Origin of the sequence: Kocuria sp. TGY1127_2 (genome assembly GCF_013394385.1) — a bacterium.
GTDB lineage: Bacteria > Actinomycetota > Actinomycetes > Actinomycetales > Micrococcaceae > Rothia.
Genome location: NZ_AP022834.1, coordinates 2,622,198 through 2,635,443 on the forward strand (window position 1 = coordinate 2,622,198; position 13,246 = coordinate 2,635,443).

Consider the following 13,246-nt stretch of genomic DNA (forward strand, 5'->3'; position numbering starts at 1 on the left):
TTCCACGCCGACTTCTCCCCTTTTCGGGTCTAGGCTGGAGGTCGCACACATTGCATTGCAAAGGGAGTGATGATGGCCTTTTCAGCTAAACGCATTGCCGCGTCCGTAGGGCTCTCAGGGGCCGCCGGGTTGCTCGGAGTCGCCGCGCACGATGTGCTCCAGAAAAAGCACACCATCCTGCGAAATTTCCCCGTCCTGGGGCACGCCCGCTATTTCATGGAATTCATCCGCCCGGAGATTCAGCAGTATTTCATCGAGAACAACTACGACGGGCGTCCCTTCGACCGTGACACCCGGACCATGATCTACGAGCGCTCCAAGGGGTTGGGAGGCGAACAAGCCTTCGGCACCGAGCGCAAGGTGCTGCGGCCGGGCCACGATTTCATCCTCCACACCATGGCCCCAGTCGATCCCATGAAGGAAGAACCACGCCAGCGTCTCGGTGGACCGGACTGCACCCAGCCTTACGATATTTCTCTGTTCAATATTTCTTCCATGAGCTTCGGCGCATTGTCCGCGAATGCGGTCATGGCCATGAACAAGGGGGCGTCCCTCGGCGGGTTTTCCCAAGAAACAGGGGAAGGCGGGCTCACCGAATACCATCTCAAATACGGTGGTGACATCATTTGGGAATTCGGTTCCGGATATTTCGGCTGCCGCACCAAGGACGGCCGGTTCGACGACGAAGTCTTCGCCCACAAGGCCGCCAAGCCAGAGATTAAGGGGATCCTGATCAAACTCAGTCAGGGGGCGAAGCCCGGCCTGGGCGGTGTCCTTCCTGGCGACAAGGTCACCCGTGAGATCGCGGACGCACGTGGAGTGCCCGAGGGACAAACGTGCGTCAGCCCTGCCGCTCACCCCGAATTCGATACTCCCCGAGAACTTTTGGAGTTCGTCGCTCGCGTACGCAAGGCGGCGAACGGCAAGCCCGTGGGCATTAAATTCTGCGCGGGATCACGGATCGAGATCCTTGCTTTGTGCAAGGCGATGTTGGAAACACGGATAACCCCCGACTGGATCACGGTCGACGGTTCGGAAGGCGGTACGGGTGCGGCCCCCGTCGAGTTCGAGGACGCCGTCGGAATGCCGCTGACCGAAGGCCTGATCAGCGTCAACAACGCCCTCGTCGGTGTTGGGCTGCGAGAGAAGGTCGCATTGGGAGCTTCCGGGAAGGTCGTCGGTGGTGCCGATATCGTCCGGCGCATGGCCTTGGGCGCGGACTTCACCAACAGCGCCCGAGGCATGATGATGGCCACCGGGTGCATTCAGGCGCAGAAGTGCAACACCAACAGGTGCCCCTCCGGGGTCGCGACACAGGATCCTCGGCTGGCGCGGGGAATCGACGTCGGCGACAAAGGCGAACGCGTCAAGAATTTCCATATCGGCACCATGAATTCAGCGATGCGAATCATCGCCTCGATGGGACTTCACACATTCCGCGATCTCGGACCTGAACACATCATGCACCGCATCGACTCCACGAGTTCCTCGTCCTACAAACGGATGTACACCTGGCTGGAGACGAATTCTCTCCTCGACGGAACCGCCCCCGAAGACTGGATGGAAAAATGGAACCGCGCAGACCCGGATAGCTTCATGGTCGCGAGGCACCACCACACTCGAGCGAACTGACCCTCCCGACTGCCCCGAGTCGGCGAGAAGGGCCCGGTTTCAGACTGGACCGGGCCCTTCTCGCGGTGTCCTTTATGCGAAGGCGGATTGCCCCGTGATGTCGCGACCGACAATGAGTCGCTGGATGTTCTCGGTTCCCTCGTATGTGTGAACACCCTCGATGTCGAACATGTGGCGGATCACGTGGTTTTCCAGGAGCACGCCGTTGCCGCCCAGCATGTCGCGTGCGGTAGCGAGAACCTTCCGCGCTTTCGTGGTGTTGTGGACTTTGAACAAGCTTGCTTGTTGGTCCCTCAGGGTCCCTGCTTCCTGGAGCTTGGCGATCCGCGCCGCCATGAGCTGCATGTCCGTGATCTCGGAGAGCATTTCGACCAAGCGTTCCTGAATCATCTGGAACTTCGCGAGCGGCTTTCCGAACTGGATGCGCTGCTGGCTGTAGTGCAGGGCGGTCTCGTATGCGCTGATCGCGTGGCCCAATGCGGACCAGGCAACCCCGACACGGGTCTGCACGAGGACCACGGAAACGTCCTTGAAGTTCTTGACCCCCGGAAGGAGATTCTCTGCCGGAACTCTCACGTCGTTGAGGCTGATGCGGGCCTGGTAGATGGCTCGCAGGGTGCCTTTGCCTTCGATCACCTCGGCGTCGTAGCCCTCGGATTCCTGGTCCACGATGAAACCGCGTACGTTGTTCTCCTCGTCGCGCGCCCAAACCACTGTGATGCCACCCGAGGCACCGTTGCCGATCCATTTCTTCTCACCGGTGATGACGTATTCGTCGCCGTCCTTGACTGCCCGGGTTTCCAAGGACACGGAGTCCGATCCGTGGTCTGGTTCGGTCAGGGCGAAAGATCCCAGCAAACTCGCGTCCGCCAGCGGGTCAAGGTATTTCTTCTTCTGGTCCTCGGAGCCGAACAAGGCAATGGAGCGCAGAGCCAACCCGCCTTGGACAGCAACGGCCGTGGCCATGGAACCATCCCATCGGGACAGTTCCATCGTCACCAGACCGGCCGCCAACGGTGAGAGCTTCCGGTGGCCGGGTACATCCAGACCATCGGTCATGAGGTCGAGCTCCCCGATTCGACGTACCAGGTCCAGAGGGTATTCCGCACGGTCCCAGTATCCATTGACCAGCGGAAGAATTTCCCGCCCGTACTGCCGGGCCACATTCCATGCTTTGCGGTCTTCGTCGGTCGCATCGGAAAACACATCCAGATAATCCGTGTCGACGGGCTCGGTCAGATCGTAGGAAATCTCAGGGTTTACCGCGTTCACGGTCCCTCCTTCAGGGTTGTTGGATTCTCTGTCCCGTGTGGCTCGACGCCGACCGGTCCTCTTCGTCGGTGAAGGGCCACGGGCGTCAGGTCAGTAACTCGGCTCACAGTCTACCGGCTCGCCAGCGGCACACCGGACTCCGAACCCCTGCGCCACTAGACGGAACGCAGGTCTCTCTTGAGGATCTTTCCCGATTGGTTACGGGGCAGTTCCGCGACGACTTCGATGCGTTTGGGTACTTTGAACGGCGCGAGATGCTCCTTGGCGTGAGCGATCACCTCGGCTTGGTCCAACGACGCCCCTTCCCGCGGGACGATGAAAGCAGTGACGGCTTCGATCCAACGCTCGTCGGGGACTCCCACAACCGCCACCTCGGCGACGCCTTCATACCGGTAGATCACGTCCTCGATTTCTCGGGACGCAACCAATATCCCACCGGTATTAATGACGTCCTTGATTCGGTCCACGACCTCGATGTACCCGGCGTCGTCCATGACCACTTGGTCACCCGAGTGGAACCAACCGCCCTCGAAGGCTTCGTCCGTGGCCTCGGGCATGTTCCAGTAACCCATGCAGACCTGGGGCCCCCGATACTGGATTTCGCCGGGTTCGCCGACTCGGGCACGCAGACCGTCGGCGGTCATGATCCGCACCCTGACGTTGTGGACGGGCTTTCCACACGACGCCGGGCGCTGGTCGTGTTCTTCGGGTTTGAGGACGCAGGTCAGTGGCCCCAATTCGGATTGTCCGAAACAGTTGTAGAACCCGATCCCCGGGTACCGCGAGCGCAATTTCTCCAACACCGCGACCGGCATGATCGATGCTCCGTACTGCGCTTTGCGCAAGCTCGACAAGTCGCGCCGGTCCACATCAGGGTGGTTTGCGAGCGGGACCCACACCGTGGGTGCCAAGAAGAGTGAACCGATTTTCTCTTTCTCGACGCGCTCGAGGATCTCCGGAATATCCGGTTTCTCCAGAAGGCGCACGGTCGCACCCATCAGCAGGTACGGAACCGCGAAAACGTGGAGCGCGGCAGAGTGGTAGAGAGGCATCGCGATGAGGGGCGCGTCCTCGGGGCCGAGGGAAAGGACCGTGATGCAGGACTCGTATTGGGCCCTCAGACTATTGTGGCTGTGAACGGCACCCTTGGGTTTGGATGTGGTTCCGGAGGTGTACAGCAATTGGGCGACGTCGCCACCGGATTGGACAGGCGTGCCGAGAGGTTCGGGCCGCGCGCCGTTTGTGCCGAATTCGTCCGGGAAGTCTTCCATGACTCGTTCCAGCAACGCACCGGGCTCCCCGAAGAGCGGTTGGACGGACTCAGCTGGGACGTCGCCCAGAACTCTCTCCGCTGTCTCCCGTAGCCCGGGATCCGTGAATACCGCGGAGGCTCCGCTGTCCTTCAGGATATGTGCGAGCTCGTTGCCCGTGAGGGCGAAGTTCACGGGCACGTGGACGTATCCTGCCCGCAACGTGGCGAAGAAGCCGATCAGGAACGCGTCGGAGTTCTTGCCGTAGAACGCGATCCGTGCCCCTTCGTCGAATCCTTGGGACCGCAGTATCCGGGCGGCGGCCGTGACCGCGGCGTCGAAGTCCCGGTAGGACCATTCGCGGCCTTCGAATTTCAGGGCGATGTGCAGGTCCGACCGGGCGGCGCTTCGGGCGAGAGCGGCGTCGATGCTCTCTTCTCGCGCGGCACGGACCTGCTCAAACGTACTGACTTCCGGCATTGCCTTCATCTCATTCACCCCATCGCTCGATGATGGTCACGTTGGCCTGCCCTCCGCCTTCGCACATGGTCTGGAGACCGAATCGTCCGCCGGTCTGCTCCAACGTGTGAAGCAGCGTCGTCATGAGGCGGGCTCCCGTGGCGCCAATGGGGTGGCCCAAAGCAATGGCTCCTCCCCGCCGATTGACCTTGGCCATATCCGGTTCAAGCTCTCGTGCCCAGGCCAGAACCACCCCGGCGAAAGCCTCGTTGATCTCGATCGCGTCCATGTCCTCGAGGGTCATCCCTGACCGTTCGAGTGCGCGTCTCGTCGCGCGAATCGGCGCGGTCAGCATTTGTACGGGATCATCGCCACGGGCCGACAGGTGATGGATCCTCGCTCGTGGGTTCAGCCCGAATTTCTCGACCGCATTGGCCGAAGCGATGACCACAGCGGCAGCCCCGTCGGAGACCTGCGAAGCGGAGGCTGCCGTGTGGATGCCTCCCGGAACGATGGGGTCAAGCTCGGACATCTTGGCTCGATTCGGCTCGCGAGGACCTTCGTCGCGGACGACATCGCTTACCGGGACGATCTCCTCGTCGAAGACCCCGGCTTCCCATGCCGCAATGGCGCGTCGGTGGGATTCGGCGGCAAAGGTTTCCACATCGTCCCGGGTGAACCCCCACCTCTCGGCCATGAGCTCGACGCCGCGGAACTGGGAGATCTCCTGGTCTCCGTAACGCTTGCCCCACTCCTCGGAACCCGCAAAAGGATTCGGAAACCCGAGTTGGTTTGTTGCGGTATTCGCCCATCCGAGGGGGATCGAACTCATCGATTGGATCCCGCCGGCAAGAACCAGGTCACTCGTACCGGACATCACTGCCTGAGCGGCGTAGTGAACGGCTTGTTGGCCTGAACCGCATTGACGGTCGATCGTCGTACCCGGGACGGCCTCAGACCCACCGGCAGCGAGCCACGAAGTGCGGGCGATGTCGAACGCCTGAGGGCCGACCTGGTCGATGCAGCCGAGAATGATTTCATCGAACTCTTCCGAGTCGACCCCCGTGCGTTCCAAGGCCGCTCGGATGGGAACGGCCGCGAGATCCACTGGGTGGGTCGAGGCGAGTCCGCCTTTTCGGCGCCCAACGGGCGTACGGATGGCGTCGACGATGTAAGCCTCAGGCATATGTGCTCCTTGTGATGGAGTTTCGATATCGGGGTCCGGGATTTACTTGGGTGCCATGCGGATTGCGCCGTCCATGCGGGTCACCTGGCCGTTGAGGTAGTCGTGACCGATGATGTCCAAGGCCAGTTCGGCGTACTCGACTGGCTTCGCCAAGCGGTGTGGGAACGGCACCGACTTCTCCAGGGATGTCCGGAAATTCGGGTCGATTCCGGCCATCATGGGCGTATCGACGATTCCGGGGGCAATCGTGTTCACACGGATACCCTTGCTGGCCAGGTCTCTTGCTGCGGGGAGAGTCAGTCCGACGACGCCGCCCTTGGAGGAGGCGTAGGCCGCTTGGCCGATCTGTCCCTCGTAAGCGGCCACCGACGCGGTGTTGATGATGACGCCGCGCTGGCCGTCCTCGTCCACGGGCTCGGTTTTCGCGATGGCCTCGGCCGCGAGCGCCAAGACCTGGAAGGTGCCGATAAGATTGACCGTGATCACGGCCGTGTATGCCTTGAAGTCGTGAACCCCGTTCTTACCGAGTACGCGACCCGCATTTCCGATCCCTGCACAGTTGACGGCAACGCGAAGCGGCCCGGTGCCACCGTTCACGGCCTGTTCGACGCCGGTTCTCACCGAATCCGGGTCCGTCACATCGACCTCGACGTAGGTAAGGCCATCGAGCCTTTCGGCTTTCTCTATGGATTGCCCCAGATCGAAAACGTAGACATGTGCGCCCTTGTCGACCAGGGCCCGCGCGGTTTCGTGGCCCAATCCGGACGCACCGCCCGTGACGATCGCAGAAATTCCATTGACGTCCATTTGTCCTCCTTGAATGATGGATGCGGCCGCGGATCCCGGCCGCCGGTCCTGGGGACTCGCTTACACGAATGCGGAGACGCCCGTGATCGCGCGACCCACAATGAGCGAGTTGATCTCGTATGTTCCTTCGTACGTGTAAAGAATTTCGGCGTCGCAGAAGATCTTGCCGGCCTCGAAATCGCTGGTTACGCCGTTGCCTCCCAGAAGCGCGCGGGTTTTGGCCACCGATTCTCGGGTCAGACGCGTGCCCGTGGATTTGCCCAAGGCTGCGTGCATCATCTGCAGAGCGCCTGCCTGTTGTTCACGAGCCACTTGAATCATGAGCCCGAGAGTCGCGTGGGCGTTGCCGGCAATCTCGGAGAGCGACTGCTGAATGAGCTGGAATTTGGCGAGCGGTCGCCCGAATTGCTCACGGTTCAGCGCGTAGGAGCGGGCGACATCGAAGGCAGCCATCTGCAATCCGTAGCTTTGCCATCCGACCCATACCCGGGAGTTCCTGAGCATCTCGTTGACGCTCGCGAAATCCACGGTAAGGGGCAGGTGATTCTCGGCGGGTACGTGGACGTCGTCCAGCTCGATATCGGCGTTCTGCATGATGCGCAGGCCGATCTTGTTCGCGATTTTTTTGGCGGTGTATCCCGGCCGTTCCGCCTCGACCAAGAAAGCCTTGAACTGATGGTCGGCCGTGTCACGAGCCCAGACCAGTGCGAAGTCGGCGATCGTTCCCGCCCCGATCCAGCGCTTGCTGCCGCGAATGACCCATTCGTCGCCGACACGTGTGGCCGTAGTCTGTATTCCGCCAGCGATGTCCGAGCCATGTTCGGGTTCGGTCAGCGCGAATGCACCGATGGCTTCGAAGCGACGCAATTTCGGCAACCACTTCTCGCGTTGTTCGTCGGACCCCAATTGGTTGATCATTCCGACGATCAATTCATTGTGAATACCGACGAGAGCCGAGAGCGACACATCGGCGCGGGCCATCTCGGCATAAACGAGGCCCCTGTACAGCCAAGTGGTATCCGATAGCTCGAGCTCTCCGAGCCCCAGCTCGGCGAGCCCAGGGAGCAGATCGAAGGCGAATTCTTCGCGGTTCCAGTAGTCGATGCTCTGGGGACGGATCGTTTCCTGCAAGTACTTTCGAATGTTGTCGTATGACGCACGTTCCTCTTCATTGAGCAACGTACGCACGTCCAGAAGGTCGCCGTCGGGATGGGGGAGCTCGGTAAAGCGCCCATCCGCGGAAGCGGTTCCAGGTAGATCTGACATGTTTGCCCTTCCTCGTGGGAGACCATGAGACCCGCAAAATATGGCGTGAATCACAGTTATTCGTGACCATACCGGACCTGGACTTGAATGTCCCAGCCAATGAGGAACCATCCGCAATATTGCTGAAATGTCGGGCGTCTATCATGGGCGCATGCGCGAATTACAGGCTCAGATCATCGAAGAAATGGGCGTCAAGCCCCGGATCGAACCCGCCGAGGAGGTCAGACTTCGCGTCGATTTCCTGTGCGACTATCTCAAGGAATCCCACACGAACGGCTTCGTCCTGGGCATCAGCGGGGGCGTCGACTCGTCGTTGGCTGGCAGACTCTGTCAGCTTGCCGTGGACAAGCTGTCCGAGGAAGGAATCGAGGCCGACTTCGTCGCGGTCAGATTGCCGTACCGCACCCAGGCCGACGAAGAAGATGCCCAGCTCGCCCTGAAATTCATCCGACCCCGAACCAACTGGGCCTTCGACGTCGAACCGGGAACGAGCGGAATCGAGGAAGAGTTCCTCCGGACCACCGGCCGTGAAATTTCCGATTTCAACAAGGGTAACGTCAAGGCACGAATGCGCATGATCGCCCAATACGCCCTGGCCGGCGAGCGGAATCTGCTCGTCGTCGGAACCGACCATGCGGCCGAGTCGATCACCGGATTCTTCACCAAATTCGGCGATGGCGGCGCCGACATCCTCCCGCTCTATGGCCTCAACAAACGCCAGAATCGCCAAATGCTGCAATACCTCGGCGCCGACGAGCGACTCTGGGCCAAGGCGCCTACGGCCGATCTTCTGGATTCGACTCCCGGACGCCACGATGAGGAAGAACTCGGAGTCACGTACGACGTCATCGACGACTTCCTGGAGGGACAAGAGATCCACGACGATCAGGCCGAAGCCCTGGAATCCCGTTTCCTCCGCACGCGGCACAAGCGCACGACGCCGGTCACGATCCTCGACCCCTGGTGGAAATAGGACGCTGGACATCCGGTCACAGGAGGCACCACCCTGCCGGACGGAATGTCTCCAGCTGCGGCCCGACCGCGAGGGCTGCATTCACGGTGTGGTCGGTGGTCAGCAGGTCCTGCACATCCGAATAAAAAGTGGCAGCGCGACTTAAAGCTGTTCGAGCTTTTGCCGAGCCCACCCCTGGGCTACTGTGTAACAACGTGAGTTGCCTCACAGTGGCGTGAGGCAATAGCCGAATCAGAGGGAGGCCATATGACCGTCACCGATCAGTTCCGCCAGGCCAGAGACCGCCTTGTCGAATTGCGCGAGGATTATCGCGAAGCTCGAAAAGAATTCCAGTGGCCTCGGTTCGAGCACTTCAACTTTGCCCTGGACTGGTTCGACGCGGTTGCAGCGACTCCGGAACGCGCGGACCAGAACGCGCTCGTCGTCGTCGAGCAGGATGGCTCGTCCCAACGACTGACGTATCGGGAGATGTCCGACCGGTCGAGCCAGGTGGCCAACTGGATGAGCGAGATCGGCGTGCGACGGGGCGACCGTATGATCCTCATGCTCGACAACCAGGTCGAGCTGTGGGAAAGCATGCTCGCGGGCATCAAAATGGGCGTAGTACTCCTCCCGACGACGACGATGCTCGGCCCCAAGGATCTCGAGGAAAGGGTCGCTCGCGGATCCGTGTCCTGGATCCTCACGAATTCAGGGAACGTGGCCAAATTCGCCGAGGTTCCGGGGGAATTCTCGGTGATCGAGACAGGCGGCAAGACCGAGAATGCGATACCCGGGCGAGGCCATTACGCCTATGAGGAGAGCCACGAGGCGACGACCGAGTTCACACCGGACGCCCCGACCCCAGCCGATGAGACCCTGCTTCTCTACTTCACGTCAGGAACCACGTCGCGCGCCAAATTGGTCGAGCACACCCACGCGTCCTATCCCGTGGGGCACTTGTCCACGATGTACTGGATTGGGCTCGAGCCCGGCGACGTCCACCTCAACGTTGCATCCCCAGGCTGGGCCAAACACGCTTGGTCCAACATCTTCACCCCCTGGATCGCCGAGGCCACGGTATTCATCTACAACTATTCGCGCTTCGATGCCGCAGCTCTCATGCAGACCATGGATGCGGAGGGCATTACGAGTTTCTGTGCTCCGCCAACCGTCTGGCGGATGTTCATCCAGGCGGACCTTTCGACCTTGAAGACGCCACCGCGCAAGGTCGTGGCCGCCGGCGAGCCCCTCAACCCCAAGGTCATCAACCGCGTCCGCGAGGCGTGGGGGGTCGATATCCGAGACGGATTCGGTCAGACCGAGACGACAGTTCAGATCGCGAACACGCCGGGGCAGGAGCTCGTGGTCGGTACCGTGGGACGCCCCCTTCCGGGATTCGACATCGTTCTGGTGGACCCGGTCTCGGATGAAGTCGTCGAAGGAACCGGTGAGGGCGAGGTCTGCATCGTCACGGAGCCGCGCCCCGTCGGACTCATGGTGCGGTACAAGGGCGATCCCGCCAAGAACGACGAGGTCTTTCGGAACGGCGTGTACCACACGGGCGACATCATGAGCAGGGACGAGGGCGGCAACTTCACGTACGTCGGGCGGGCCGACGATGTCTTCAAGGCAAGCGACTACAAGCTTTCGCCATTCGAGTTGGAGTCTGTGGTGATCGAACATCGTGCCGTTGCCGAGGCCGCCGTGGTCCCTTCGCCCGATCCTTTGCGTCTGGCCGTGCCGAAGGCGTACGTCGTCCTGAATTCAGGACACGAACCAACCCCGGAATTGGCCGAATCGATCCTGGCGCATTGTCGCGCCAATTTGGCTCCGTACGCGCGCATCCGACGCTTGGAATTCTTCGACCTCCCCAAGACGGTCTCCGGAAAGATTCGACGCGTCGAGCTCCGTGCCCGCGAGCGCGCGTTCCACGGCCCGGAGGGCGAGTTGACCGATTCATCGCGCGGTCAACGCACGACGACGCAGGGTTACGGCCACGAATTCAGCGAGAGCGACTTCCCTGGCCTGAAGAACTCCTGACCCTCCCCTCTACCGCGAGGCGGCACAGTGGCATCGAAAGTCGCCTTGTCATCGCCCACAAGTGCCACCTCGCGGGCGTCGGGGACGTATAACCTGGTGACGTGACCGCAACAAAGACCGTGAGACTCGTGGATTGTCGATCCACTGGGTGGCGTCTCGCGCGCACTCTGCTCATCGTCGGGGTCAGTCTCTGGCTTGGTTCGGTCTCCCACGTGCTGGGCGGTGGCCATATCCCCCGCTCGGGGCTCGCGCTCGCGCTCTCCCTCCCCTTGATCGGCGCGGTTTTCGCCCTCACACGCTTCACGCTGGGTTTCGTGGCCTGCTTGCCCCTCCTCGGGCTGGGCCAGCTCGCGGTTCACGGGCTTCTCATGATCGGCTCGATCTCCACCGGAGACCATACTTCGATCCTCGGCGGAGCACCCGTCGGGACCAGCTCGGCGCACGTCGGTGGCACGGACATGCACCAGGCGGCCGGGGTAGCACACGTCGGGATGATGCATTCGGGACATGCGCTTTCCGGAGGCACAGACTCCATGACCATGGGGAACGGTTCCATGCCGATGCTCCTGGCCCACGTGATCGGAACAGTGCTCGCAGCCGCCGTCGTGGGTGCGGTCGATGCCACTCTGTGGGTCCTCGCGGTCCTGATCCTGCCATGGGTCGCTCGGCTGATGGGGGTTGCTCCCCTTTGCCGCAAGCCTGCCCCTACCGGTTTCCCGGACGCATCCGAGGCACTTCCCCAGAGGAAACCACGAGCCTTGGATCCGGTCCGAGGCCCGCCTCTCCACCTCGCATTCAGCTGAAACAGACGTCGGTCCATCCTGGGCCGGCGCAATTCTGCGCGCACTGAAGCGCGCACCGATGCGAGGAACAGAAAATGACAACCATCGATATATCGCGCCCTGAAACGGGCCCTAACACCACACCTCCCCCTCGAGGCCGCAGCGGCTGGTTCCGGGCCATGGTTCTGAGGCTGCACTTCTTCACCGGCCTGATCGTCGGACCGTTCATTCTGGTCGCGGCGCTCTCCGGAGCGTTGTACGCTATGGCTCCACAACTCGAGAAAGCCGTCTACTCCCACGAGCTGTACTCGGGCACCGAGGCCCAGAACCTGTCTCTCGATGACCAGGTGCAACGGGCCATAGAACATGTTGATCGAGAGAGCACAGAACATGAGGCGCCTCCGCTGACGTCTGTGCGGCCTGCACCGCAACCGGGGATGACGACCCGGGTCATGTTCGCGCCACCGGAAGGTTCTTCCCCTTCTGACCACAGGGCCGTGTTCGTCAGCCCTGCCGACGGGGAAATTCGTGGGGACCTGACCGTTTACGGTTCCTCCAGCTCGCTGCCGCTCCGCACATGGATCGATCAGCTCCACCGCAACCTCCATCTGGGGGAACCCGGACGCCTGTACGCCGAGTTCGCGGCATCATGGATGTGGGTTATTGCCCTCGGAGGCCTGATCCTGTGGGTGCCTCAGCTGACCGGACGGTTGCGTGCAGGGCTTTCCCGACGTCGAGCTATTCGAGAAGCCATGTTGCCGACGCCCGGAGTCAAGGGGCGGAAGCGTCTGCTGGGGTGGCATTATTCGGCGGGTTTGGGCCTTCTGGTCGCGATGCTGTTCCTCTCGGCCACCGGAATCACGTGGTCCACTTATGGGGGCGAGAACGTCACTCGACTTCGTGCCGCACTTGACTGGTCCACCCCCGAAGCGAGCACGTCATTGACAGGGGCGGAAACACCTGCCGACGAACATGCTGGTCACGCAGAACATGCGGCCGCCTCCGATGATTCGTCCTCCATGTCGATGCCCCTGGATTCCGGCTACGATGCGATCATGCGCGCATCGCGGCGTCTGGGCATCGGATCGGACCAGGTCGAGATCGTACCGGCAGCGTCTATGGACAAAGCGTGGACGGTACAGGAGGTCGACCGCCACTACCCCACTCACGTGGACAGCGTGACGATCGACCCGATGACGTACGAACGGGTGGATTCGGTGTCGTTCAAGAACGACTACTCGCTGCCGGCGAAGCTGGCCCGGTGGGGAATCGACATTCACATGGGACTCTGGTTCGGATTGCTCAATCAGCTGGTGCTCTTCGTCGTCGCAATCGGGATCGCCGCGATGGTGGTGACCGGTTATTGGATGTGGTTCAAACGCCGTCCGACGTTGTCCCGAATGAAGGCTCCGAAATCGGGATTGCGGAGCGCCCCTTGGTGGGCATGGCCCGCCGTGGGCATCCCCGCCTTGGTGATCGGCTGGTTCCTTCCCCTTCTGGGGCTTCCGCTCGTGGCCTTCGTCCTCGTTGACGGCGCCTTGGCGTGGAGAAGCTCGCGCACCAGAGACACCGCCTGACAAGGGCGTCCCTGAAAGAT

Annotated in this window: 10 protein-coding genes; 5 read left to right on the forward strand and 5 right to left on the reverse strand. The window is 61.6% G+C overall.

Annotated features, from left to right (window positions below; all coding sequences use genetic code 11):
• The first annotated feature begins 69 nt into the window (after window positions 1-69).
• On the forward strand, window positions 70-1,632 hold the full coding sequence (locus tag sake_RS11690) for an FMN-binding glutamate synthase family protein (RefSeq protein WP_178946099.1): 1,563 nt from the start codon (window positions 70-72) through the stop codon (window positions 1,630-1,632).
• A 72-nt stretch (window positions 1,633-1,704) separates the two neighbouring features.
• Here the strand turns inward: sake_RS11690 and sake_RS11695 are convergent, their stop codons facing one another.
• The 5 genes from sake_RS11695 to sake_RS11715 form a co-directional block, all read right to left on the reverse strand.
• Window positions 1,705-2,904, reverse strand: a complete 1,200-nt coding sequence (locus tag sake_RS11695) for an acyl-CoA dehydrogenase family protein (protein WP_238147685.1) — start codon at window positions 2,902-2,904, stop codon at window positions 1,705-1,707.
• Between the two features lie 155 nt (window positions 2,905-3,059).
• Window positions 3,060-4,634, reverse strand: a complete 1,575-nt coding sequence (locus tag sake_RS11700; RefSeq protein ID WP_178946100.1) for a fatty acyl-CoA synthetase — start codon at window positions 4,632-4,634, stop codon at window positions 3,060-3,062.
• 10 nt (window positions 4,635-4,644) lie between these two features.
• A complete protein-coding gene (locus sake_RS11705; RefSeq protein WP_129360353.1) occupies window positions 4,645-5,799 on the reverse strand; it encodes an acetyl-CoA C-acetyltransferase in 1,155 nt (384 codons plus the stop codon).
• A gap of 42 nt (window positions 5,800-5,841) precedes the next feature.
• Entirely contained in the window at window positions 5,842-6,606 is a 765-nt protein-coding gene (locus tag sake_RS11710) for an SDR family NAD(P)-dependent oxidoreductase (protein ID WP_178946101.1), read from the reverse strand.
• A gap of 60 nt (window positions 6,607-6,666) precedes the next feature.
• A complete protein-coding gene (locus tag sake_RS11715; RefSeq protein WP_178946102.1) occupies window positions 6,667-7,872 on the reverse strand; it encodes an acyl-CoA dehydrogenase family protein in 1,206 nt (401 codons plus the stop codon).
• A gap of 151 nt (window positions 7,873-8,023) precedes the next feature.
• Here sake_RS11715 and nadE point away from each other — a divergent pair, with 151 nt between their 5' ends.
• From nadE to sake_RS11735, 4 genes are all read left to right on the forward strand, one after another.
• Window positions 8,024-8,845 carry an ammonia-dependent NAD(+) synthetase gene (gene nadE, locus sake_RS11720; protein WP_178946103.1) on the forward strand — a complete coding sequence of 274 codons (822 nt, stop codon included), beginning with the start codon at window positions 8,024-8,026 and terminating at the stop codon, window positions 8,843-8,845.
• 246 nt (window positions 8,846-9,091) lie between these two features.
• Window positions 9,092-10,867 (forward strand): AMP-binding protein, encoded by a 1,776-nt coding sequence (locus sake_RS11725; protein WP_178946104.1) that lies wholly within the window; start codon window positions 9,092-9,094, stop codon window positions 10,865-10,867.
• Between the two features lie 101 nt (window positions 10,868-10,968).
• Window positions 10,969-11,670: a hypothetical protein gene (locus sake_RS11730; RefSeq protein ID WP_178946105.1), complete on the forward strand. Its 702-nt coding sequence runs from the start codon at window positions 10,969-10,971 to the stop codon at window positions 11,668-11,670.
• A 74-nt stretch (window positions 11,671-11,744) separates the two neighbouring features.
• A complete protein-coding gene (locus sake_RS11735; RefSeq protein ID WP_178946106.1) occupies window positions 11,745-13,226 on the forward strand; it encodes a PepSY domain-containing protein in 1,482 nt (493 codons plus the stop codon).
• Window positions 13,227-13,246 lie beyond the last annotated feature (20 nt).